Source organism: Enterocloster sp. 210928-DFI.2.20 (assembly GCF_020554465.1).
Lineage (GTDB): Bacteria > Bacillota > Clostridia > Lachnospirales > Lachnospiraceae > Enterocloster > Enterocloster bolteae.
On record NZ_JAJCHK010000005.1, the window covers coordinates 67,981 to 93,313 of the forward strand.

The following is a 25,333-nucleotide window of genomic DNA, read 5'->3' on the forward strand; positions in this document are numbered from 1 at the left end:
CATCATTTTTTATTATTTATCATCAGAAGAATACGTACAGTATGGACGTATTCTCTCATATTCAATCTCCACCCCTAACCCCGGCGCCTGGGGGACCATGATCTGCCCCAATTCGTTCAGCCTGATAGGTTCCGGAAACATATCTTTTAGCAGTGCGTTTGTATTATTGTCGTAATATTCCGCAATCAGGCCGTTGGGAACAGAAGCCACCAGATGTGCGTGTATCTCCTGGTCTCCGTGAGGTGCCAGCAGCACATGGGACGACATAGCTAAATCAGCTACCTTCTTCCACTCTGTAATGCCGCCCAGCACCTGGGCATCTGCATTCAGCACCTGGGCTGCATTTGCCTCTATTAACTGTTTAAATCCCCATCTGGTATACTCATTCTCTCCAATGGCAATGGGTATGTCCAGTTTTCTTTGAAGCTCAGCACAGCCTTCAATATCATCCGGTGATAAAGGCTCCTCAAACCAGTATATGTTCCTGCGCTCCAGCTCCCTTCCCATTTTCAGAGCATCTATCCGGTTATATGCATTATTCGCATCTACCAGTAAATGTATATCCGGCCCAACCGCATCCCGTACCGCGTCCACGCGTTCCAAATCTTCCTTAATAGATACGCCTCCTATTTTCATCTTTACGGCCTTTGCTCCCCGCTTCAGGTTTTCCTTCATTTCGCTCTGGAGCATATCCCATCCTTTTCCCTCTTCATAATAACCGCCTGCTATGTAAGCCGGTATCCGGTCGGCATATCCTCCCATCATCTGGCAAACGCTTCTGCCCGCCACCTTACCTTTTATGTCCCAAAGGGCTATGTCGATGCCGCTGATTGCCCGAGTAGCAAGCCCCTTTCTTCCATATACTTTAGGAAGATACATCCGTTCCCAAATCCGCTCTACGTTAAAGGGATCCTGGCCTATGACCCTGTCTTTTAAACTCAGCATTGCCTTTATCACCATATCAGAGCCATGGACCCATCCAACACCGTTTACCCCCTCATCCGTTACTACCTCGCATATTACGATTTCAGTTGCAGGATATGTATATTTGCCGTTCCGAATCGGATTTTTGTAGGCAGCGGAATATGCGTGAATCCTGATATCTGTAATTATCATTTCGGACCTCCCATTTATTATGCATTTTGTATGTTTTACTATTCTTATTCCTTTTTCTATTAACACTATATCACTACGCCACACTTTATGTCAATAACTTTTGTAAAATTTATTTACAAAATTATTTTAAATAACTTTTACAGTCAAAAATGGCAATTGTCCCTGGGTTTATGCTCTGCTTCGTGTTGTTATTGGGCGGCTGTTCCAATGTACAGGGGAAAACACAAAAAAATACCGGGAAGTTCAGAATCTTCCCGGTACGTTTAAATATTATATTTTCATTCAGACAGTTTCCTTATGCTTTCATGCAGCATCCCCAGCCCCTTTTCCGTCCTCTCCACATACGGCGAATCAGCAAGATACTGTTCCAGTATCAGAAGGTTAGCCTCCGTTGCCTCCACCCCCAGTTCCCTTAAGGACAGAGGCATATCCAGATGTCTCATGAACTCCTTCAAGTTCTCCATCTCCCCTCCCAGGCCATTATAGTGAAGCTGGACAAACAATCCCACTGCCACTATTTCCCCGTGAAGGGCCTGCCTTGCCTCCCTGGTAAAACAGGTTCTGATTCCGTAGTATATCATATGGGCCAGGGCCGACTGGTTAAAGCTCCTTGTAATGTTAGAGATAATGCCTGTGACCGCAATGTTGATGTAGGTGACATACTCCACTGCCTTTGTCACCGTCCCCCGCCTTATATCCTCTATGGCCTGGTGTCCATACCGCTCCAGCAAATCATAGGCAAATTCAGACATCCTGTACGCTGTATATAAATCAAAGGCAGCCGTATCCGGCTCCATGGCAGGCCTGCCGTTAAGCATCTCTATCTTCTTTGCCATGGCGTCCAGTATTCCGGCCGCCGCGTAGCGGCAGGGGCACCCGGAGATCACATCCAGGTCCACATATACCCCGTCTGTTTCATATTCATATCTCCAATTGTCCTTCATGGCTCCCTGGGGCGTATACATGACGCTCATGGCTGTAAAGGCGGCGCAGGTGGCAATGGAGGTAGGGATATTGATAACGCCCACTCCCGCTTTTCCAGCCACTGCCTTTGACAAGTCCATGATGACGCCGCCTCCAATGCCCACCACTTCGTCGCATCCCGCGTCCAGACATTTTTTACCGAGGGCTTCCGCCGCCTCATAACTGCATACGCCGTCATAAATCTCAGCAACAAACTCCACTCCGGCCTCTGTAAGACCGGGAAGCAGCCGGTCCTTTACAGCGTCAAAAGCCCTGGGACCGGACACAATGTAAGCCTTTTTTCCAAACCGCCTTATCTCCTGTCCGCAGTGTTCCAGTACGCCTCTGCCCTGGCGATACCTTCCTGCACCGAATTTGACAGCGCTGTCCATCCCATTGTTTATCCCGTTTCCCATCACAGTATCCACTTATACCCAATCCTCATAAATATAATCCGGGGCACAATACATGATTTGCCCGTCCTTTACCGTCATCTCGGGCTTCAGCAGTTTATCCGCGGTAAAGGCAGTCCCCTTCCAGTCCTTATAGGTCTGTTTGAAATCCATCCACCGGAAGATGGCCACATCCGCCCTGGCCCCTTCCGACAGGCATCCAATCTCTCCCTGCATTTTCATCAGTCCGGCCGGGCGCTCTGTGGCCATGCTGACCACCTGGCTCATGGGGATTCCCATACAGATATACCGGGACATCAGGTTTGGCAGTGAAAAAATGGGGCGTCTGAACATACTTCCCAACACCAGGTCCGTACTGCACATATCCGCAATAAATCCCTGTTCCTTGGCCTTAAGCATGACGTCAAAATCACCGTGCTTCCTTCCCTCTGCCGTGTCAAAGATAATTCCCCGTTTCCTGGCTTCCCTGACACAGTCGTACAATTTGCCGTTTTCATCAATGATCGTGTTCTTCACTCCCTGGTATACATGTTCAAAGATATCTCCGGGACGCAGAACCTTAAGCACCTCACTGGTGGGTACCGGGATGTTGGTGCAGTGAACCTCCACCGGACAGCCTGCCATGCCGGCTATACGTACCGTTTCCTTTAACGGCTCAATGCCCAGTCCCTCTGCCAGTTCTTCACTCTGGCGTATTTTAAGCCCCAGGATATTGTCCTGATTGTCATGGTACATACGGACAATCTTTTCCGGGTTGAAAAATTTCGGATTGATACACTCATGATAGCTGGTTGTGGTCAGCCCTGCGGAACACACCTGAAGGAAGCTCTTGATGGTAACCCTGCTCCTGGCAATCACTGCCGACCTGAAGATTGGATAATTGGCAACGCCGGCCGAAAAATCTATGGCAGACGTGACTCCTGTTGGCAGATAGGCCACATCCGGATATATGCCGATCTCCGTGCCTTCCTGGAACATATGGGCATGGGCGTCAATCAGTCCGGGAAACACATATTTTCCCGCGGCGTCCACCACATGCCTTGCCGGCTCCCCTTCCTCATATCTGGTAATTCTGCCGTTATAAATCGCTATGTTTCCTACCTGATCGGTCCGGTTGGCCGGGTCAATCACATGTCCGTTCTTAATCAATAAATCTAACATTCTACCACCTCCGGGTATCTTACCAAAGACCAATGAGTTTCCAATAAGGAAGGCCAATCAAAAAGAAAATAACAAGGGCCATTGCCACCATGATGGTGCCCACTCTCCAGAAGTCCTTCTGGGGCACATAGTCCGACGCAAAGGTTATAAGGCCGGCTCCGTTTCCATAATGGGTAAGGAGGGCTCCAAAGCTGGCGAAAAATGCAAGCAGCAGTCCCACCACCATAGGGTTTGCCTTTGTATTCACTGCAAGGGAGAACAGCACCGGATAAAAGGATGCCACAAACGCGCTGTTGGAGACAAAGAAATAGCGCACCGCCAGACTGACCAGCACCAGAATCACGGTTACTGCCATGCCGTTCATCTGGGAAAGATCCAGCACAACACCCAGCTGGTCTGCCAGCCATGTATAAAATCCGGCTGATGACAGGGCTGAGGCAATGCCATAGAAAGCGCCGTACCAGATAAAGATACTCCAGGCCCCTTTGGCAGCCATTACATCATTCCAGTCCAGCACATCCAGAAGCAGAACAAGTGCCAGGAACACAAAGCCCACCACCTGCATGCTCAGGTTGACAACCGGAAGCTTCGGTCCGAACATCCATCCCAGAATGGCAAGGAGGAACAGGACAAACAGTTTCTTCTCAGCAGACGTAACAGCTCCCAGCTCCTTTAACCCCTTTTGCGCAAGCGGCTTGATGTCATCCAGGGATTTGAGTTCCGGCGGATAGATTTTGTAAATCACATAGGGAGCCAGCAGCAAAAACAGGCCTACCGGTACAATGGATGCCAGAAACCAGGTTCCCCAGGTAAGGGTAATTCCCAACATCTCGGTAATCAGGGACACGGTTATGGCATTAGTGGCCATACCGGTCAGGAACAGGGCTGATGTTCCCTGAGAGCTTGCGTACATGAGTACGGTCAGATAGGCGCCCAGCTTTCTGGGTGCATTCTTGGCGCTTGAACCAGTGCCCTCCGCAATATTCTGGAAAATAGGATAAATAATGCTTGTCCTGGAAGAGTTGGAACCGGTTGCCGGGCTTAATACAAGGTCTGTAAATACCATAATGTAGCCCAGACTCAGGGTATTCTTGCCGGACTTAAGCAGCAGGTTATAGGCAATACGCCTGCCCAGCCCCGTCTTTACAAACGCAGTACAGACAATGGTTACCATAGCGATAAACCATGCCATATTATTCCCATATCCCTTTAGCAGGATGGATGTATCCATGAACATGGCTGCAATGCCCACGATAATCAGAGTAATGATCGGCTCTGAAAATGGTTTGATTACCAGTCCCAGCAGCAGCCCCAGGTACAGCGCCACAATATGCCAGGTCTCCACTTCCAATCCGGCCGGCGCCGGTATGTTCCAGATAGCAATTGTTACGGCAGCTATGAGGAATAGTTTTAAAAACCGTTTCTTTTCCATATATATCCTCCATATGTTCCAATCAGCCGGCAGTTTCTACCGGCGTTTCCTTCTGTTAAAAAACACAAAACCAGTCACGGCAAACCCAATCATCATGACAAAACCCACTCCGAATGTCAGTGCGATTCCATTCATGAGCCACACAGGCGTCAGGCCCACGTATATATCCTTCCATGACATGATGGTGGAATAGACACCATGGGTATCTCCCGCCCCTGACTGGGAGTCCGGATCGATTGCGCGCACCAGGGCCAGCCCGGTGGATGTGTTGCCGGTGGCAGCCCCAAAGGCCATACATGCCTTTTCAAACCATTCATCCTTACAGAAACGGTAAGACAAGTAAAAAATCAGGGGGACCGTCAATCCGCAGATAGTAACCGTATATATCAGGACAGGCGCTATATAGGTAGAGACAAACTCCAGATTCAGTGTTGCCATGGCTGTAAACACCACGATTTCCAGAAAGAATCCACTGAGCATCTTAACTGTCTTTATGTCCACATACCGGTCCAGCTTCGTCATCTTAAGTATCTTCCACAGGATGGCTCCTCCAAACACGCCGTGGAGCACACCCGGTAATTTTGTAAAAAAGGGAATGCAGGTTCCAAGGAAATGGAAAATGGTCCTTCCCAGAAACAGTGCTGCCAGCAGCCATGATATCTGAAGCGCCAGATGGTTGATGCTGATGGCGGTTGTCACTGTATGGCCGGAAGCAGCCCGTTTTTCCTGGGGCAGAGTCCCGCCGTAAAAATAGGAAGGCTGTTTCTTTGGCTCCTTTACATATGTACCCCATCCTTTTCTGATCCCATAATTGACCATGGCCATTCCCACAACCATGGCAAATATAAGGCCAAAGGTAGACAGCACCATTCCCACTGCCATGTTGCCGTCCACGCCCAGCTTCTGAAAAGCAGACGCCGCGGCAGCGGCTGTTCCGTGGCCTCCATGGAATGAGAAAACGCCCATGACGCCCCATCCCTGGGGAAGTCCGGTCCATATCTTTGACAGAACCCAGCCCAGGCCTACACCCAGGCACATCTGCATCCCGTAGGAGGTCATGGTAACACAGGAGTAATCCAGATAGGAACTGATCTTCTCCCGGTTGAAATTAACCCCGAACACAAGGGACGCCATGACAATGTCAATGAGCACACCGGGCAGTTCATGGAAGCTTTCCGGCACCGCAATGATACCCATGGCCTGATGGCCCAGGAGAAGCAGAAGCAGTCCGCCAATCAGGGACGAGGGCAGGAACAGCTTCTGTACCGGCTTAAAGATCTCCCGGATGAAAAAACCAGCCAGCATAAAAACCGCCAATATTAACATATCATTGCATAAAGATGACACTGTCATGATAAATCCCCCGTTTTTCTTTTCTGTCTTCTCCTGTAATTTCAAGCTTTATTATAGCATGAAACTCTGTCCTGCCATGATTTAAAAGTCAAACATACCGGAACTTTTCTTATTTGGCTTTTTCGTGTCTGTATAAGTCGGCGCAGTCACATAATCAATATCATTGATTGGCCAGGTAGGTTCCTTCCCCTCATAGACCTCCTGTACTCCCATGGCCGCAAAATAGGACGCCCTGTGCGCTGCCTCCATTGTGTTTCCTCCAATGTGTGGGTAAATGATTACATTGTCCAGGGTCAGAAGAGGATTGGCAGGATCCACCGGCTCCTTCTGGATGGCATCCAGTCCCGCACCTGCAATGGTTTTATTCTTACATGCCTCGTACAGATCCTGCTCCACAACACAGCCGCCCCTTGCCGTATTAATCAGGAAAGCGGTCGGCTTCATCATTTCCAGACGCTCCTTGTTTACCATACCGCGGGTAATTGGGGTATTCGGCACATGCAGGGAAACGTAATCGCTCTCCTTGAAAATCCGATCCAGGTCCCTTACCACCTCAACTCCCTCCGGGAATTCATCCGCTTTCTTATATGGGTCATAGGCCAGGACATTCATTTCCATGCCAAGCGCTCGCACGGCCAGACGGCTTCCGATATTTCCGCATCCGATGATACCCACTGTCTTGCCGTTTACTGTAGTCTTTCTGGTCTTAAGCTTTGCCTTGTAGTAATCCTGAACCCATATTTTCCTCAGTTCAATCACATTGCGGCTGCATTCCAGCATCAGAAGCATGGCTGTCTCTGCCACTGAGGTGCTGTTTGCCACCGGCGCGTACAGGGTCTGTACCCCGTTGTCATGGCATGCCTTTACATCCAGTGCGTCAAATCCTGCACCGTGGCGTACCACCACCTTCAGGTTGGGGTTGGCCTCGATTACTTCCCTGGTGATTGGCGTAATACGCACAATCATTGCATCCGGCCGGTGCTCCTTCATATCAGCCAGCACGTCCTCTGTCTCAAAGCCGCGTCCCCTAATCAGGGTATGTCCTGCATCCACTAATAACTGCTCACCTTCATCCATGATTTCCTGTGGTAATAAAATCTTCCATCCCATGTTCTTATCTCTCCCTGTGAATTTTCTTTTATAATATGTGATTTACATTTATATACGTAAGGTTTGGGGCACCAAATCAATTTACGATTGATTATGGCCTGTAAACATCGTCAATAATTTCAAATCCCTTTGCCTCCAGCGCCTTGTCCACCCACTCACGTTTGGCTGTGCCGTTTTTGGAAGCTTCCAGCTTGGCCTCATCTGCTGCCTGGAATTTCCTGGCTTCCTCCAGAATGACCGCTGCGTCCTTGCGCGGAATGACGATTACACCGTCCGGATCTGCCAGGATGATGTCGCCCGGGTTCACACTGATTCCTCCGCAGGCTATTGGTACATTGACCTCGCCCGGTCCCTCCTTGTAAGGACCGCCCGGGGTGGTTCCCGTACAGTAAACCGGAAAATCCCATTTGCCAATCTCGTCGATGTCGCGGATTGGACCGTCCAGAACAATGCCCGCCACCTTCTTTGTATACCGCAGATATGCCATCATGACCTCGCCAATCAGGGCTCTTGTACTGTCCTCCTCATTGGAAACCACAATCACATCCCCCTCATTGCACATGCTGAGGGCTGCGTGCAGGGCCAGATTGTCACCCGCCCTGCATTTAACCGTGTAGGCAGGTCCCACCATCATCTGCGCCTTTGGACTGCTGACCAGGCGGATGCGCGGGTTCATGGCACAGCTCCTTCCCATGACATCCGCTGTGTTGGAGGCCGGTATGGACTTAAACTGGTTCATTACCTCCATGTCCGGCATCTCTCTTTTTAGATAAATACGTTTCCCTACTGACATAACATTACCTTCCTTTCTTACCAAACACTTGACTCCTTGCGAGTTTTTTGTTGTAATTTTCCTTAAAACCATTTGCTTTCCTGATAGTTTTATTGTAATATATAGCTAATCACAAATCAAACAATGTATTTTCAAGTTTTTAACAAAATAAATTTGTGGAGGTTGAAATCATGGATACACTAAGCCTGTATTACTTCTCGGAGCTTGCCAAGGATCTGCACATCACCCGCACTGCCAACCGTTTATTTATATCCCAGCAGACACTGAGCAACCATATCATGAGACTGGAGGAATATTACGGGGTAAAGCTGCTGAACCGTAAGCCCTCCCTCTCCCTTACATATGCCGGAGAGTATGTACTGTCATTTGCAGAGACCATGAACCGTGAAAACGCAAACCTTATGGATATTCTGGCAGATATACAGAAGCAGAAACGGGGCCTTATCCTGTTCGGCGCCAGCACCCTGCGCATGAGCGCCAGCCTGCCTGATATCCTGCCTGAGTTCTCATCCCGGTATCCCAATGTGGAAATCCGTATCACCGACATGAACTCCAAGCGGCTGGAACAGTTGATTCTGAGCGGAGACCTGGACCTGGCCATCGTCATATCCGGGGGCGAACATCCCAGTATAGAGGAAAAACCCCTGATGTCCGACCAGATTTACCTTTGTGCTGCCGATACACTGCTTCGGAAATATTATGGCGACGGGACAGAGGATTTAAAACGAAAGGCCCGAAACATGGCGGATGTAAAAGATTTCTCCAGGCTGCCTTTTTGTATTCTCAATAACCGCATGGGTCAGAATATCCAGAAATGCTTTGACGAGGCCGGATTTGTCCCCAACATTTACACCACCAGCGCCTATGTGCAGATCAGCACATCCATCGGCCTAAAAGGCCTTGCCGCATGCTTCGCCACCCGCAACAGCATATTGAACCAGAAGGGTGAAATCTCTGAGGATATCAATGTATTTCCGCTGTACTGCAAGGGAGAGCCCCTCCTTCAGCAGATATCCGTGATTCATCACAAGGACCGCTATCTCTCCACCTATACGCAGTATTTTCAGGAACTGATACTAAAATATTTCCATGAGGTTGAGCAGATTCCGATTGAGGAACTGGTAAACTCGTCCTCTATTTCACTGCAGTAAAAACACCAGGCGTTTCCCTGCTCAGTTTGAACCGGGAAATGCCTGGCGCTTTATCTGCTTTATATCTGTCTCATCAAAACAGGCGCATCGTATCTTCAAATGTGATGGCCTGTGTTTATCCTATTACGGTCATTCTATTATCTTTGGCCGCCTCTTCAATCAATTGTTCGGATATCCAAAATCGGCTCAGATCCGCTGTATCTCTCAGCCATACAATCCGTCCGTTTCGGCTGGCATCACGTCGTACACATGTTTGCAGGCAAAAACGCAGAGCCGAATCATCCGTAAGCATGACAACAGGCAGCTTTGCGCCTGCAGTGATTGCAACTGTTTGTCCTGCCTGTATAGTTCCAAATTCCGGTATTTCCACCTCAGACAACAGCTGCTCAAAAGCATTCTTCTCATTGCTCACACCATACCCCCACTACTCTTCATGTTTTCCCCAGCCCTCCAATTAAACAATGTTAAAACCAGCTTCTCTCCATCCAGCTACTTGTCATATTTTAAAAGGTCCGGCACAAGAACCGGACCATATGAAACAATTATATCTATACAATTTTTCCAGGATTCAAAATTCCCTTTGGATCGAACACACTTTTGATTCCCGACATCAGCCCCATCTGTTCCTCACCCAGCTGATGTTTCAGGTACTCTCTCTTTGCAAAGCCAATTCCATGCTCACCAGATACAAGCCCTCCATATTCTTCCGACTTTCTGTACATCCGTTCAAAGGCCTCCTGCTTTTTTTTCCTCCATGTATCTTCATCCATTTGGTCCCGGCAGAGATACACATGGAGGTTACCATCTCCGGCATGGCCAAAGCTTGGAATCCTCATATTCAATTCTGCTGCAGTCTGATGCGTAAATTTAATAAAATCTGCCACATAGCTTCTGGGAACCACCACATCGCATTCATCCATCTCCGTTGTAGACGCCTTAATCGCCTCCAGAAAAGCCCCTCTTGCAGACCATACACTTTGTTTTCGCTCATCTGTATCTACCAAAAACACATCTTTTGCCCCATTATTGAGACATAAATCAGCCGCCCTGCTATAATTATGTTCCACCTCGTCTCTGCCGTTTCCGTCAAATGTCAACAAAATGTAGGCGTCACTGGAGGTATCAGGAAACTTTTTTCCCAAATAATCTTCTGCGAAAAGAATCGTCGTTCTTTCCATAAATTCGATGGCTACAGCCTGGACCTGGGACTCTATGATTTTAGGTACAGTCTCAATTGCATCAGAAATAGTATGAAATGGTATCAGCAGACTGACTGTTTTTTGCGGAAGCGGCAAAAGTTTTAAAATGGCTTTTGTGATAATTCCCAGTGTTCCCTCTGAGCCGATTATCAAATTCATCAGACTGTATCCAGAACTGTTTTTTACCACCTTGCCTCCCAGTTCCAGAATATTTCCTGCCGCTGTAACCAACGTCAGTCCTCTCACATAGTCCCTGGTGACCCCATACTTTACCGCCCGCATTCCGCCTGCATTTGTGCTGATATTGCCCCCTATGGTGGCTGACTTCTCTCCTGGATCTGGCGGATAGAACAGCCCCTGTCCTTCCACATATTCTGCCAGTTCCATCAAAAGTACTCCCGGTTCAACCGTAACGGTCAAGTTCTCACGATCCAGCTCTAAAATATGATTCATTCCCGTGGTTTCTATCATGATACCGCCATGAGTGGCTACTGCTCCTCCCACCAAACCAGTACCTGCCCCTCTCACTACTACCGGAATGTCACGGCCGGAAGCATACTTCATGATATTTGCTATTTCCTCTGTACTAACTGCTTTTATGAGAATCTCAGGCATTGAAAATACATCCCCCAATTCATCGTGCCCGTAGTCCTCACTGATTTCTTCTCCAATCAGCACTCGTTCCGGCGGAAACATGGCCTTAATATCATCTATACATTCCTGATTCATCCGATTCTTGTCCATATCTCCCCCTCCTTCATCCAATTGGCCAGCTCCGGTAAGATTTCGTACCAATCACCGACGAGTCCATAATTGGCAATATCAAATATTGGTGCTTTTTTATCCTTATTAATAGCTATGATGCAGTCAGATCCTTTCATCCCCGCAGCAAACTGAACGGCTCCGGAAATACCTATGGTAATAATCAGTTTGGGTTTTACGGTTCTTCCGCTAAGCCCTATCTGTTGTCTTGCATCAAACCATCCATTCTCAATCAATGGTCTGGTACTGGCCATCTGAGCCCCTAACCGGTCAGCAAACACTTTTATAATTTCTAAATCCGCCTTGGTTCTCACGCCTCTTCCCACAGCCACGATAGTTTCCGCATCTGATATATCTGCCTGCCGTGTCTTTTCTTCATTTGAAAGGACCTGAACAGATGCATCAAAAAAACCATCACTTATCTCCATGTCTACTACAGAACCACTGGGGAACTGGTTTCGCTCTGCCTGAGAAAACACCTTATATCTCACTGTACAGAACTGCGGCCGATGTCTGGGTGTCACTATCTGAGCCATAATATTGCCACCAAATGCCGGTCTTATCTGAACCAAATCCGAATTATCCTTCATCTCTAAAACCGTACAGTCTGCTGTCAGACCTGTCCTAAAACGCGCGGCCACCCTTGGTGCCAATGACCTGCCTTCGCTGGTGGCTCCCACCAATATGGACGAAGGCTTCGCATTCTCGATAAAATCAGAGAATACATTTGCATATGTCATAATGTTAAAATCGTTCAGTTCCTGATGATTGTACAGGAATACCCGTTCGATCCCATAATACAGCAATTCCTCAGCCTTTTCTTTTACACGATTTCCAATAAGCAGACAGTAAACAGGGGCCTGTATCACTGATGCCAGTTCTTTTGCTTTTCCTATTAACTCCAGTGATACCGGATGAATTCTATCTCCATCCATCTGAATATATACAGCAATCCCCTTCCATTTTTCTTTCTCGACAGCACAATCTCCCAAGTCCTCATCAATCCACTCCACTACTCCGGCCGGCCCTTTTTTCACACATATGCGGCACATTCTGCATCCGGATGATATAGATAATATACCGTTCTCTTCCGAAATCGCTCCAAAAGGGCAGAGTTCTTCTAATTGTTTTGCTATATCCTTCGTGACTCTGTCCTGATTGACTTTTATTTTCGCCATACGTTTCTCCTTCCCGGTCAGTAGCTACAGAAATTTTTTCTCTTGAAGAATATGAATCAAATATCGGGCTAATTTCTGTCCGTTTTCTTCTACTATTTCTTTATCTTTTTTCTTTTCTGGTGGAAAAATCCGTTCTACCTGGGTGGGAGAACCATCAAGCCCATAATGTTTACTGTCCTGATCACTAAGTTCCTTTAACGATACCGTCTTAAGACAATCCAATGACATGTTCAGTTTTCTCTTATAAGAAGGCAGCCTGGGTGTGTTTGCATCCTTCTCCACAGTCAAAAGACACGGCATTTTCATCCGCTGAGTCTGTATTCTATGTTCCAGGTTCATTCGTATGGTAATTTCATTTTCACCTATATCAGTTATATCCATCACATTTGCACCATGGGGAATCCCCATAAATTCAGCGATTTCCGGTCCCACCTGGGCTGTATCCCCATCCGTGGTCTGTTTTCCGCAAAGAATGACATCAAATGTCCCTGCCTTTTGTATTCCCTGACAGAGCGTATAACTGGTAGCACAGACATCTGCGCCTGCAAAGCACCTGTCAGAAACCAACACTCCTGATTCCGCTCCCATATAAACAGCCTCTTTCAGCACTTCCATCGCCTGCATGGGGCCCATGGTAATCACAGTTACTCGTGCATTCTCTTTTTCTGCCATTTCAAATCCCATTTCCAGTGCAAAAAGGTCATATGGATTTAACTTTGATTCCACTCCATCCCTTTTCAGCACGCCGGTAACTGAATCCACCTCAACATCAGCAGTTCCCGGCACCTGCTTAATACAAACAAGAATTTCCATAGGCACACCTCAGCTTTTCAAAAAACCGTTCACAGATTCACGTACAGGCACCCTGGGTGAATCCATTTTAGGAGATACCACCACAATTTTTACTTTCCCCGGTCCCTCAGCTACCGGAACAAAATGTAGTTTTCCCGCGTCTATAATCAATTGTGTGCCTTCTGGAATACGCACAATCTGTATAGACGCCTCATCCACCTTACCTTCTGAATCAAAATTTGCAAAGGGCATCAAAGCTGTACCCTGGACAAAGTAAAAAAACTCCTTGTCTTTATGATATTCAAACTCCTGGAACTGCGGTTCTGCCGTCTGACAAGACAATATTCCCCCGCTGATTTGGGATGACTGAAAACTGGCAATAAGGGGCGAAGCAGCCCACTCAAAATAGTTCTCTCTGTATGGCTCTGTTTCCTCTATCAATACTGTCACTCCCTCTATTTTCGTGTCTTTTATATCTGTAACCGCTATCTCCATCCTAAACTCTCCCTTCTTAATTCTTTTCCTGTACCATCTTCATATCCGCCAGAGAATCCGCCAAATGCTCATTAATCGTTTCCTCCGCTGCACTTACATCTCCGCTCTGTATGGCTTCAATGATAGCGCAGTGAGACCGGTAGGCCCTTTCAATATTTTCATCTAACATAAACACCTTATTTCTATAATCAGCCAGGCAGTCTGTAATGGTTTTTTCAATGCATATCAGCAGTGGGTTCTTACTTACCGATGTGATTTTCTGATGAAATTCCTCGTCATAAAGCGTCATAAGCACACCTCTGTTCTGCCTGGTGTGACCACCCGCCAAGAGTTCCTTTGTCTTTTCTGAAATCACGTTAAGATGCTCAATCCACTTTTTATCTCCCTTTTTCATTGCCATCCTGACAGCCATCAGCTCAACAGCATTGCGGACCTCCATATAATTTTCTATATTCTCGCTGTTCTCCCTGAACCAATCTGCAATTTCACTTCGCTCAACCTGCGGCTTCTCCTGCTTTCTGAAAAAGACTCCCTTTCCTCTTACAGACTCTGTTATCTTTAATGCCTGCATCATCCGATAAGCTTCCCTGACCGTTGACCTGCCGATTCCGCACATATTGCAGACCTCCTGCTCTGTAGGCATACGGTCCCCCTCCTTCAGCTGATTTTCTTCAATATATTCTTTCAGCCAATCAATCGTCTGGTCCACCACAGAAATTTTCTCTATCTTCATTTTCATAGGTCTTTCCCCGATTCTCAAATTTGTTTACTGCCTTTAGAATGTATGTATGAAAGCCTCCGATTAACGGCCCCAAACCAAATGTCAACAACACTGTCCCGGCACCTATTTCTCCGCCCAGGCAGAACGCCATGGCTGCGCATATCAAATCCATTACCAGTTTCACATTCCCCAGTCCCAGTCCTTTCCGGTGAAATGCCACCACCAGGTCATCGGTAGGTCCGGGAGGAAGATCTCCTTCCATATAAGCCGCTGCGCAGAAAGCCACTATTATCATTCCTCCCGCAAACAGCAGATATGGATGTAGTGTACTAATCCCGCTATTCAAACATATCCTCTGCCACAGGTCTGTAAAAACACCTAATAGAAAAGAAGTAATAAATGTGGTAAATCGTGGTATCCTGCGCCGGATTACCGCGGTCAGCAATATAACACACACAGAGGAAATATAAATCCCTGAAGAAACCGGCTGGCCCAACAGACCGGCCAGGGCAAAATTCCAGGCATCATAACCCCCCGCCCCCAGCCCGGACATAATTGTCATCACCACACCCACAGGCATGAGTATAATTCCTATCAAATACAGGACCAGATTAACACAACAGCTATGTCTTATCCGGACATTCTTCTTCATATTTCACAAACAGCCCTGATAGAGTTCATCAGTTTTTCCCGGTTTTCCTCTGTGTCCTCTACAAATGCCGTACTGTGCAAATACTCAAATATCTTCTGGATATTCTTCCCTGTTTCCGGAATACCAAGTTCTTTAAGAGTAACCGGCATCTCCATCCGCTTCATGAAATTCCGAAATTCCGGAATTTTCTCCGGCGTTCCATTGTAATACAATTGGAGTATCAATGAGGTTCCGACGATTTCCCCATGAAGATAGGACAAGGAGTCATTGGTAAAGAACATTCTGGCACAGTAATACATTTCATGGGCAAGCGCTGTCTGCCCAAATGCTTTGGAAACCCCACTGATGACGCTGGTCAGCGCAAAATTAATAAACAGGAAATCATGAACCTCCTTTGTCAGCCGGTGTTCCCGAATATCATCATATACTTTTAAACATGTCTCCTTAAGAATATCATAAGTATATTTTGATAAATAGTAGGCCGTGTATAATTCAATATTAAAATCATTAAATGGCATAGAGGCATGACCATGCTGTACCTCAATAAACTTCGCCATGGCATCCAGTATCCCGGATGCAGCATATCTGGGAGGCTGATGAATCATGACCGTCTCATCAATGATTACCGCGGATACTTCGTAATCATGGTAAAAATTACCGCCCACTGTACCGTATGCTGCCCCCTCCTCAGTATACATAACACTCATGGGTGTATATGCCGCGCATGTGGCTGCCTGGGTCGGAATATTCACTACCGGAAGCTCAGCCATATGGGCAATGCTTTTTGCTAAGTCCATGATCTTCCCGCCCCCGACTCCAACCACTACATCAAAGCTGTTTTTTTTACAATATGCGGCATAATGGTTTACCGCCTCTCTGGTATTGTAACCGGGGTAAACCACAAATTCATGAGTGACACAGGCATCACACAAACTCCTCCTCAGCGGCTCTCCGGCAATATCGAGAGCCGTAGGACCTCCAATCACCAGTGCATGATGACCAAACCTTCCAATCTCACCTCCGGCCAATTTAAGGGCATCTGGTTCCTGTATATATCTTCCCGCACCAAATTTAAATGCCACATCTAATTTTGTACCCATTTTATGTAAGCCTCCTTCTCTAAACCTTAAGATATTTCACAGCAGCCCGTTCAATGTAAAGTCCCTCTCTGAACCTTGCCATAAACTGTTCAAATCCCAAATGCCCTTCTTTATCCGGTACCTCAGTTAACGTCCCTGTGTCCTGGAATACATGTCCGTTCAAATATTTTGCAAGGCCCAGATTATGATTATCCCTTCTGAAGGATGCCAGGATTGCCATTCCCCAGGCTCCGCCTTCTCCCGCTGTTTCCATCACTGTTACAGGAACATTAAGTGCGTCTGACATCATCTTCTGGCCAACACCCTGGGTTTTGAAAAAACCTCCGTGCCCCAACATACGCGCCAGGCAGATACCTTCCTTTTGTACCAGAATATCCATTCCCATCCGAAGTGTGGCCATAGACGCATACATCTGCACTCTCATGAAATCGGACAAATGAAGCTCACTGTCCGGAGTCCTGGCAAAGAGCGGCCTCCCCGCCTCCATTCCGGTAATATGTTCTCCCGAAAGATAGCAATACGACAGCAGGCCTTTACAATCCGTTTTACTCTCCATTGCCTTGCGAAAGAGCCGTCCGTATAGTTCATCGGCAGTTACCTCGCATCCGAACAGTTCAGCTGCCTCTCTGAACATATTAACCCAGGCATTTAAATCTGACGTGCAATTATTGCAGTGCACCATGGCTACCGGCTCCCCTTCCGGAGTTGTTACCAAGTCCAGTTCCGGGTAAACACCGGAGAGCGGATGCTCCAAAACCATCATGGAAAATATGGATGTACCGGCTGATACATTTCCGGTTCCCGGCTCAACACTGTTGGTCGCCACCATTCCAGTGCCCGCATCTCCTTCCGGCGGACACATGGGAATTCCGGCCCTGAGATCTCCATCCGGGTCCAAAAAAGCAGCTCCTTCTTCTGTCAATGTTCCCGCCGGCACTCCAGCCGTCCGTACCTCCGGAAGAATGTCCAGGACCTTCCATGGATATTTTTTATCAGCAACCAACTGGTCGAAGCGCTCTGCCAGGTCTTTTCTGTAATCCTTTTGTTCTGTGTCTATGGGGAACATTCCGGAGGCCTGCCCGATTCCAATTACCTTTTGTCCGGTCAGCTTCCAGTGAATATATCCGTCCAATGTGGTCAGATAACGAATCTGGTCAACGTGTTTTTCTCCGTTTAAAATTGCCTGATACAGATGCGCTATACTCCATCGCTGGGGAATTGGAAAGTGAAAAATTTCTGTCAGTTTTTGGGAAGCCGCCGCTGTCATGGTGTTTCTCCAAGTCCTGAATGGTACCAGAAGTTTTTGATTCTGGTCAAACGCCATATAGCCATGCATCATGGCCGAAACTCCCATGGCGCCTATAGTATGCAGTGTAATATCATATTTCTTATTCACATCCTCTTTTAAGGACCGGAAGCAGGAGATAAGCCCCGTCTGGGCATCTGCCAGACGATAGGTCCATATTCCCTCTTCAAACCGGTTTTCCCAGTCATAACTGCCCTGTGCAATAGGCTTATTCTTTCCATCTACCAGCACTGCCTTAATTCTGGTAGAGCCAAATTCGATTCCCAGAGCCGTATTTCCCTGTTCTATCGCATTCCTTATCTGATCCCTGTCCATACCGTCCATCCTATCTGTACATTGGGCCATACGCCTGACATGCTCTGTAATCCTGGGCTTCCTTGTCCATTCCGAATGCATTCCAGCATGCTGGACGGAATATTCTCTCTTCTTCCACATTGTGCATACATACCGGTATTCTCAGCATGGAGCAAAGTGTGATTACATCTGCGCCCACATGACCATAACTTATAGCACCATGATTAGCTCCCCAATGATTCATCACATCATAAGCGCTAGCAAAAATGCCATGTCCTGTCACTCTGGGAGTGAACCAGGTACAGGGCCATGTATAATCGGTCCTCTTCCAAAGCTGGTCCGATATGGATTCCGGAAGATGCACACTCCATCCTTCCACCAGCTGCACAACAGGGCCCACTCCCTTTACCAGATTCAGGCGTATCATGGTCATGGGCATCTCAGCTTTTGTCTCAAACCGTGATGAATAACCACCTCCGCGGAAATACCCCAAATCCGCCTCACACCATGTTGTAGCATTCAGACAGTTTTTCACATCTGTCTGCGTCATTTCCCACCAAGGTTTAATGGCTGGCTTCCCTTCATTATCCCGTGCTTCCGCACAGGCATCCAGGCAGCATGCGCCGGAATTTATCAGATGAATAAAACCGCCGGCCTCTTTGGCTTTACCTTCCAGACAATAGCCGGTTACGCGTTTTACCGCATCTTCTGACCAACAAGTCCTGACATCCGCAAACATCTGAGCACGATTGGTGAGAAGCTTAAGAAGCAGCATGCTTACACCGTTGAGTGTATCATTCTCCGTAGCCAGAATATAAGGTTCTCTGGGGCCGTTCCAATCAAAAGATGTATTTAAAATCGCCTCAGGAAAATCCGTGTTGGGATAGTGGTCCGTCCATTGCCTCTGTCCTTGAAAACCAGCCGCAAGAGCATTGTGCCCCAATGTTTCCTCGCGGTGTTCATCTGAAAATGTCGGGTTGCCGTTCATTAAATCCTTGATAATAAGAGCGCATTTCACTGTAAATTCCCAGTTCTTATCCTTCTTTTCCCTGCTGTGTCTGGCAAATTCCGGATTCTTGTCCAGCCCCTCTTTACAGTTCTCTCTGGTCCAGTGCAGGGCCCTTTCATATTCGTTATGATTATAGATACCCTTATCAATTCTCCTGAGAATTTCCACTTCATCGACTGACTCCACCCTCATTCCCAGATATTCCTCAAAAAAATCAGGGTCAATACCGGAACCGGATATCCCCATACACATGGAGCCAATCTGCAAATAGGATTTTCCCCGCATGGATGCAGCTGCAATGGACGCTCTTGCAAAACGGAGTAGTTTTTCCTTCACATCTTCCGGGATCTCAGGGTCATCTGCTTCCTGCACATGTCTGCCATATATCCCGAAAGCCGGAAGTCCTTTCCTGGCATGGGCTGCCAATACAGAAGCCAGATATACGGCACCCGGACGCTCTGTGGCATTCAGTCCCCACACTCCCTTAATTGTCATAGGGTCCATGTCCATAGTCTCAGAACCATAACACCAGCACGGAGTGACTGAAAGAGTGATATCTACTCCCAGCTTTTTAAACTTATGTGCGCAGGCCGCTGCTTCGGCAACACGTCCTATGGTACCGTCCGCCAGCACTGTCTGAACCGGCTGACCGTTCGAGTACCGCACGTTCTGCTCAAACAGTTCTTTGACTGCTCTGGCCATATTCATGGTCTGCTCCTCCAGTGACCCTCTAACATCCAGCATGCCCTGTCTCGCATCAATAATGGGTCTGATTCCAATAATTGGATACCCCCCTATATATCTGTTCGTATACTCCATTCTCTATTCCTCCTTTAAATTCCAAGCCCACCTGGTATTCTGTACGGCAAATTTTCCGCCTGTTACCTCCAAATCAAAACCTGTCATATATTCCGCCTGTTCAGATGCCAGAAATACAATGGGGCCTGCCAGGTCTTCTGCTGCGCCCAGACGTCCCAGAGACACATTCTGAACCAGTTGCTCCCCATTCTCTTTTATATTGGCTTTGCTTATTTCCGTATCAATCATCCCGGGCACAACACCCAAAACGCGGATATGATAAGGTGCCAGTTCGGCTGCCAGTGTTCTGGTAAGACTGGAAACTCCCGACTTAGCCGCCCCATATATGGCTCCTCCGGCGCTGGGAATCTTTGCCGCGAAGCTGGATATATTGATAATTACGCCACGTTCCTGCTTCATCATAATGGGCGCCACCAGACGTATGCAATCCCATACCGCCTTAAGGTCTGTATTCATGATGGTGTCCCATTCATCTTCTGTATACTCTAAAAATGGCTTATCTATGGCAATACCGGCATTATTAATCCACACGTCCACAGTTCCGAACTTTCGGCACACCTTTTCCGTAAACCAGCGTACCCCCTCTTTGTCCGCCACATCCAGAACTTCTCCATAGAAATTGTCATACCCCAGTCCGCGCATCTCCCGGCAGAAGTCATCCACCTTTTCTTCCGTTCTCGCAAAGACAGCTACAGCTGCCCCTTCCTTCAGGAATCCCCTTGCAGCCTCTTTTCCGATTCCCCCGGCCCCGCCGGTAATGACTACTGTTTTACCCTCCAGACCTAATCTCATCGCTGCCTCCATCATCCGCCCAGGTATGCCTTTTTGATCTCCGGACTATCCAGAAGTACCGAACTTTTTCCATGATTAACCACATGCCCTACTTCCAGTACATAAGTTCTGTTGGAAATTCCCATAGCCATAAAGGCATTCTGCTCTGCAATTACAATCGGGGTCTTTTTCATCTCATTGATATGTATAATGGCCCGGAACATTTCATCCACAATGACCGGAGCCAGTCCCAGGGAAGGTTCATCAAACATAAGAAGTTTAGGATTGCTCATCATACCTCTTCCTATGGCTAACATCTGCTGTTCGCCGCCGCTCATGGTTCCTGCTGCCTGTTTAGACCGTTCCTTTAGTCTGGGAAACAGGTCGTACACTTCAGCCACATGGTCTGCCATCTCCCCTTTTGAATACTTTTTGCTGAAAGCGCCCATCTCCAGATTCTCCAGCACCGTCATCTGAGGAAATACCTCCCGTCCCTCAGGCACATACACAATTCCATCATAAATGGATTTATGGGGCTTTTGGTTATGGATTGCCCTTCCGTTATATTCAATGGAACCCTGCGCGGTGCGGTTGATACCCACAATGGTTTTCATCAATGTGGTCTTTCCTGCTCCGTTTGCCCCAATCAGGGACACAATCTCATCATCACCCACCTCAAAGGAAACGTTGAACAATGCCTCTACTTTTCCGTAATATACGTTGATATTATTTACCTTCAGCATGTGCCAACACCTCCTCCTTAATATGCATGATAGGCTTATAACGGTCACCAAGATACGCTTTGATTACCTCATCATTATTCTGTATTTCATCCGGAGTCCCCTCCGCAATTTTCGCTCCGAAATTTAACACCGTGATATTGGTACAAATATTCATGACCACATCCATGTTGTGTTCAATCAGGAAAATGTCCACCCCTGAATCAAAGGTTTTGAGTATAATATCCACAAACTCCTTCCGTTCTGTTGGATTCAGTCCGGCGGCCGGCTCATCTAAAATAAGCGTATCCGGTTTCAGCATCAAAGCCCGTCCAAACTCTGTCATTTTCTGTTTTCCGTAAGGAAGGTTTTTTACATTTACATCCCGTATATCCTCCAGGCCTATATATTCCAGCACTTCCTCTGCCCTTTCCCTAAGTAACTGCTCCTCTTTTCCAGCTTCCCTGAAATGGTAAAGAAACTTAAGAATACCTAATTTTGTCATCTGATGGCCTCCAACCATCAGATTTTCCATGACTGTCATGGACTGGAATAACTTTAAATTCTGGAACGTCCGGCTTATGCCCAAACGCGCTATCTGGTACGGCTGCATAAGGGTTGTACATGTATTCTTATAATATATCTCCCCTTCTGTAGGTGCATATGTACCGGTAATCTGATTAACCGTGGTTGTCTTTCCTGATCCGTTTGGCCCAATCAGGGCGTGTATGGTTCTTTTTTTCATTTCAAGGGACAAATCATTCACTGCAACAAGGCCGGAGAATCTTTTTGTAATGTGATCCAGCTTTAAAATTGTATCTTCACTCATTATCTATTCTCCCTCCTTTTTGCACAGATGTTTTATCAGACCAAATTTTCCAAACGGACCAGTATGGGTAAACAGGGAGACAATGCCATTGGGCAGGAAAATCGCAAACAACAGGGCGATTACACTGAATACCAACCAGTAATAACTTTCCATGAAACGCAGGAACTCCGGCAAAATCGTGATAACCGCACCGCCAATCACATTTCCTCCCACGGTACCGATACCTCCAATCATCATCATAGCAAGATAGTTAGCCGATAAATCCTGAACAAAGGTGGTTGGGTTGATATATCCCATCATATGTGTATACATGGCTCCCCCAAAACATCCCAATATGGTGGCCAGGGTAAAAGCAAGTATCTTCATCTCAGCAATATTGATACCGCTGGCCTCAACTGCCTCCACATTGTCCCGTATCGCCTTAAATACCCTCCCCCATTTGGAATGAACGATTCGGTATGCCATGATAGTGATGACTATTACAATAGCTAGATAAAAATAATAGATTCTGAAGGATGTATTTAGCTCTATTCCAAAAAGATTAATCCACGGTATGTTTTGTACGCCCATTGTTCCCCCGGTCAACCCCACCCAATTCGTAAGAATAAGCCGGGTTATCTCGCTGAAACCAATGGTAGTAAGGGAAAGATATACGCCTTTTAAGCGCAGACTGGGATATCCCAGACCCTTTCCAATCAGGATACCCATTACGATGGCAACTATAAACCCCACCACAACCGGCATCTGAAATTTAGCGCTGCATAAGGCAGCAGAGTAAGCTCCCAGTGCCATAATTCCAGCCGTACCCATATTCATCTGTCCGGTCAGTCCGGTTATAAAATTCAATCCGGTAACCACCACAATATTGACCAGCGTCTGGCACAGTACGATGTGATGGTAGGTATTCTTGTCAACAATCGGAATGAGGACCAGCAGGAAGATTCCAAAAAGAATTCCTATTATCTTTGTCGATTTATTCATGTGTACCTCCATCATTTTTTTCTGTGTCCCAGAAGACCGGTAGGCCGTATAAGGAGACATGCGATTAAAAGTACAAAAGCTACACAGTCTTTATACAGTGTGGGAATCACAAGTGTGCTCAGATTCTCCAGTATTCCTATTACCACGCCTCCCAAAATCGCTCCCGGTAAATATCCAAAACCGCCAAACACGCCGGCCGCAAATCCCTTTAGTCCAATCATGTTAGCTATGGTTAAATCCACAGTAAATAAAGGAATCACCATAATGCCTATGACTGCACAGATTGCCGCACTGAGGGCAATTGTTAAATTTATATTTCTGGTGACGTTAATTCCCATCAAGGTGGCCGCTGTCTTGTTCTGCTGTACGCATCTCATGGCCTTTCCTGTTTTCGTGAAATTAAAAAACAACTGTAAAAGAATGACAATTGCTATGGAGACTACAATAACAGTGATGTTTGCTACCGTAATCACAATATCCCCAAGCTTTACCGTTCCTTTTAAAAAACCGGGAACTGTAAAAGGGGTGGCACCCCAGATAATTCTGGCCAGTTCATTGAGAATCCTTCCCAAAAACACCGTACCCATAACAGCAAAGATTGGGGACGTCATATTACGAAGAGGATTAAAGATCCCGGTGGCCACCAGAACACCAAATATAAACATGGTAAGAACCGTGGCCAGGACTCCTGCCACCGGATTAGTTCCCATCCTCATAAGGAATTGAGCTGCAAAGATATAAGCACCCAGCATAATGAATTTATCATGGCTGAAATTTAACAGACCAGTAGAATTGAAAATCAATGTATACTCAATTGCCACCAGCGCATAAATAAATCCAAGAGCAAGACCGCTTACAATAAGCTGGATAATAATGCTGTAAGTCATTGGCGACCTCCCATCTCTTAGTTTAAAATGGATGCAAACCGCATTCCTGTCTGCATCCATTTTTCAACGACTGCTACTCTACCGTCACATAATCTACCATGCCAGGAATCTTCTCCTTAATCTGCGCAATAACACAGCCATGGACCATATTTCCTTCTTCATCACATGAGAACACTCCTTCCGGAAGTTTTATATCCTTTGTTTCCGCCAGAGCATCCCTGACAGCCTGAGGTTCGGTTGACCCGGCTCTTTCTATTGCGTCTGCCAGTACATAAGCCGCGCTATAATATGTAGATGCATAAAGTTCAGGAGCATATCCATATTTTGCTTTAAAATCCTCCACGAATTGCTTTACAGTGTCGTCATCATTCGTTGAGACAAAATCAGTTACAGCATACCATCCTTCCACATACTCCGGCTCCAGCAGATTTAACACCTGGTCCATAACAACACCTGCGGAAGCAATTACCGGGACATCAAATCCGAGTTCATACAGCTGCCTGGCGGTTAATGCCACCTCAGCATCATCTGTCCATGAAATAATACAGTCAACGCCTGCACTCTTTAGCTGCATCATCTGTCCTGTTAAATCCTTATCGCCTGCATTATGTCCGACTGCCACATACTCGATGCCGTCTGCTTCCAATATTGGAATGATAACATCTCTTCCACCGGTTCCAAAGTCATTATTATTGTAGGAAATTCCAATCTTCTTAGCTCCAAGCGTATCAATTGCATATCTTGCTGCCACCTGTCCGTTGATTGTGTCCGAAGGCCTTACTCGGAAGAAATAAGGGTTATCCAATTCCGCTAATTTGGGGCTGGAACCGCCAGTCATAAATGGTATCTGGGCATTTTTATACAAATCACTGGTAGCTGCTGCATTTCCGGAGGTATGTGGTCCAATCACGGCACATACGTTCTCATTTAATAATCTGGTTACTACATTTACCGCCGTTGTCTGCGTATTTTGATCGTCCTCCGCTACATATACCAGTTTCTTGCCCAAAACGCCTCCATTGGCATTAATCTGCTCCAAGGCCAGGTCAATTCCCTCCTTCGTTCTCTGACCTGCCAACGGAAAGTTGCCAGTAATTGCGCAGCTGACACCAAACGTAATTTCCCCATCCAATTCTGCTGATGTCTCAGTGTTTTCCTTTTCAGAGCTGCCTGCCTCCGTCTTTTCTTCCTGCGTCTGTCCTGAATCAGTCGATGCAGATGCATTTGTTCCTCCTGTTGTTCCTCCCCCTGAGCATGCTGTCAACCCCAGAATCATGACTGCCGCCAAACTTACTGCCCATCGTTTTTTCATCATACCAAAATACCC

General features: G+C 47.0%; 24 protein-coding genes. 1 reads left to right on the forward strand and 23 read right to left on the reverse strand.

What is annotated here, in order from left to right; genetic code table 11:
* Window positions 1–12 precede the first annotated feature (12 nt).
* The 7 genes from LI015_RS07060 to LI015_RS07090 all read right to left on the reverse strand — a co-directional run bounded on the left by LI015_RS07060 (window position 13) and on the right by LI015_RS07090 (window position 8,341).
* Window positions 13–1,116, reverse strand: coding sequence for a mandelate racemase/muconate lactonizing enzyme family protein (locus LI015_RS07060; protein WP_002564929.1), 1,104 nt, complete (start codon window positions 1,114–1,116; stop codon window positions 13–15).
* A 278-nt stretch (window positions 1,117–1,394) separates the two neighbouring features.
* The gene (locus LI015_RS07065) at window positions 1,395–2,495 is read right to left on the reverse strand and encodes an iron-containing alcohol dehydrogenase family protein (protein WP_002564930.1); all 1,101 of its coding nucleotides are present in this window, start codon (window positions 2,493–2,495) and stop codon (window positions 1,395–1,397) included.
* Between the two features lie 12 nt (window positions 2,496–2,507).
* Window positions 2,508–3,653, reverse strand: coding sequence for an amidohydrolase family protein (locus tag LI015_RS07070; protein ID WP_227124366.1), 1,146 nt, complete (start codon window positions 3,651–3,653; stop codon window positions 2,508–2,510).
* 19 nt (window positions 3,654–3,672) lie between these two features.
* Entirely contained in the window at window positions 3,673–5,085 is a 1,413-nt protein-coding gene (locus tag LI015_RS07075) for a DASS family sodium-coupled anion symporter (protein WP_002564932.1), read from the reverse strand.
* 36 nt (window positions 5,086–5,121) lie between these two features.
* Window positions 5,122–6,390 (reverse strand): sodium/glutamate symporter, encoded by a 1,269-nt coding sequence (locus LI015_RS07080; RefSeq protein WP_227124367.1) that lies wholly within the window; start codon window positions 6,388–6,390, stop codon window positions 5,122–5,124.
* A 129-nt stretch (window positions 6,391–6,519) separates the two neighbouring features.
* On the reverse strand, window positions 6,520–7,548 hold the full coding sequence (locus LI015_RS07085; protein WP_002564934.1) for a hydroxyacid dehydrogenase: 1,029 nt from the start codon (window positions 7,546–7,548) through the stop codon (window positions 6,520–6,522).
* Window positions 7,549–7,639: 91 nt separating this feature from the next.
* Window positions 7,640–8,341 (reverse strand): RraA family protein, encoded by a 702-nt coding sequence (locus LI015_RS07090; RefSeq protein WP_007038222.1) that lies wholly within the window; start codon window positions 8,339–8,341, stop codon window positions 7,640–7,642.
* A gap of 170 nt (window positions 8,342–8,511) precedes the next feature.
* On the opposite strand from LI015_RS07090, the gene LI015_RS07095 reads away from it, so the two are divergent.
* Window positions 8,512–9,492: a LysR family transcriptional regulator gene (locus LI015_RS07095; RefSeq protein ID WP_002564936.1), complete on the forward strand. Its 981-nt coding sequence runs from the start codon at window positions 8,512–8,514 to the stop codon at window positions 9,490–9,492.
* A gap of 115 nt (window positions 9,493–9,607) precedes the next feature.
* On the opposite strand, the gene LI015_RS07100 is transcribed toward LI015_RS07095, so the two are convergent.
* From LI015_RS07100 to LI015_RS07175, 16 genes are all read right to left on the reverse strand, one after another.
* Window positions 9,608–9,904, reverse strand: a complete 297-nt coding sequence (locus LI015_RS07100; RefSeq protein WP_002572633.1) for a hypothetical protein — start codon at window positions 9,902–9,904, stop codon at window positions 9,608–9,610.
* A gap of 136 nt (window positions 9,905–10,040) precedes the next feature.
* The gene (locus tag LI015_RS07105) at window positions 10,041–11,435 is read right to left on the reverse strand and encodes an FAD-binding oxidoreductase (protein ID WP_002572634.1); all 1,395 of its coding nucleotides are present in this window, start codon (window positions 11,433–11,435) and stop codon (window positions 10,041–10,043) included.
* Window positions 11,417–12,631 carry an electron transfer flavoprotein subunit alpha/FixB family protein gene (locus tag LI015_RS07110; protein ID WP_002572635.1) on the reverse strand — a complete coding sequence of 405 codons (1,215 nt, stop codon included), beginning with the start codon at window positions 12,629–12,631 and terminating at the stop codon, window positions 11,417–11,419. Before LI015_RS07110 ends, LI015_RS07105 begins: the two co-directional genes overlap by 19 nt.
* 24 nt (window positions 12,632–12,655) lie before the next feature.
* The gene (locus LI015_RS07115) at window positions 12,656–13,444 is read right to left on the reverse strand and encodes an electron transfer flavoprotein subunit beta/FixA family protein (protein ID WP_227124368.1); all 789 of its coding nucleotides are present in this window, start codon (window positions 13,442–13,444) and stop codon (window positions 12,656–12,658) included.
* 9 nt (window positions 13,445–13,453) lie between these two features.
* Complete coding sequence (locus LI015_RS07120) at window positions 13,454–13,918, reverse strand: DUF4867 family protein (RefSeq protein ID WP_227124369.1); 465 nt, start codon at window positions 13,916–13,918, stop codon at window positions 13,454–13,456.
* 16 nt (window positions 13,919–13,934) lie between these two features.
* Window positions 13,935–14,657: a FadR/GntR family transcriptional regulator gene (locus tag LI015_RS07125; protein WP_002572638.1), complete on the reverse strand. Its 723-nt coding sequence runs from the start codon at window positions 14,655–14,657 to the stop codon at window positions 13,935–13,937.
* A complete protein-coding gene (locus LI015_RS07130) occupies window positions 14,611–14,934 on the reverse strand; it encodes a hypothetical protein (protein WP_227124370.1) in 324 nt (107 codons plus the stop codon). The genes LI015_RS07125 and LI015_RS07130 overlap by 47 nt, the downstream gene beginning before the upstream one ends.
* A gap of 353 nt (window positions 14,935–15,287) precedes the next feature.
* Window positions 15,288–16,391 carry an iron-containing alcohol dehydrogenase family protein gene (locus LI015_RS07135; protein WP_117626141.1) on the reverse strand — a complete coding sequence of 368 codons (1,104 nt, stop codon included), beginning with the start codon at window positions 16,389–16,391 and terminating at the stop codon, window positions 15,288–15,290.
* Window positions 16,392–16,410: 19 nt separating this feature from the next.
* Window positions 16,411–18,012, reverse strand: a complete 1,602-nt coding sequence (locus LI015_RS07140; protein ID WP_227124371.1) for a xylulokinase — start codon at window positions 18,010–18,012, stop codon at window positions 16,411–16,413.
* Window positions 18,013–18,022: 10 nt separating this feature from the next.
* The gene (locus LI015_RS07145; protein WP_227124373.1) at window positions 18,023–19,819 is read right to left on the reverse strand and encodes an L-fucose isomerase; all 1,797 of its coding nucleotides are present in this window, start codon (window positions 19,817–19,819) and stop codon (window positions 18,023–18,025) included.
* 3 nt (window positions 19,820–19,822) lie between these two features.
* A complete protein-coding gene (locus tag LI015_RS07150) occupies window positions 19,823–20,611 on the reverse strand; it encodes an SDR family NAD(P)-dependent oxidoreductase (protein ID WP_002572643.1) in 789 nt (262 codons plus the stop codon).
* An 11-nt stretch (window positions 20,612–20,622) separates the two neighbouring features.
* On the reverse strand, window positions 20,623–21,333 hold the full coding sequence (locus LI015_RS07155) for an ABC transporter ATP-binding protein (RefSeq protein ID WP_002572644.1): 711 nt from the start codon (window positions 21,331–21,333) through the stop codon (window positions 20,623–20,625).
* A complete protein-coding gene (locus LI015_RS07160; RefSeq protein WP_002572645.1) occupies window positions 21,317–22,138 on the reverse strand; it encodes an ABC transporter ATP-binding protein in 822 nt (273 codons plus the stop codon). The genes LI015_RS07155 and LI015_RS07160 overlap by 17 nt, the downstream gene beginning before the upstream one ends.
* A gap of 3 nt (window positions 22,139–22,141) precedes the next feature.
* On the reverse strand, window positions 22,142–23,119 hold the full coding sequence (locus tag LI015_RS07165; RefSeq protein ID WP_002572646.1) for a branched-chain amino acid ABC transporter permease: 978 nt from the start codon (window positions 23,117–23,119) through the stop codon (window positions 22,142–22,144).
* 11 nt (window positions 23,120–23,130) lie between these two features.
* Window positions 23,131–24,006 (reverse strand): branched-chain amino acid ABC transporter permease, encoded by an 876-nt coding sequence (locus tag LI015_RS07170; RefSeq protein ID WP_002572647.1) that lies wholly within the window; start codon window positions 24,004–24,006, stop codon window positions 23,131–23,133.
* Between the two features lie 73 nt (window positions 24,007–24,079).
* A complete protein-coding gene (locus tag LI015_RS07175; protein ID WP_002572648.1) occupies window positions 24,080–25,321 on the reverse strand; it encodes an ABC transporter substrate-binding protein in 1,242 nt (413 codons plus the stop codon).
* Window positions 25,322–25,333: the final 12 nt, after the last annotated feature.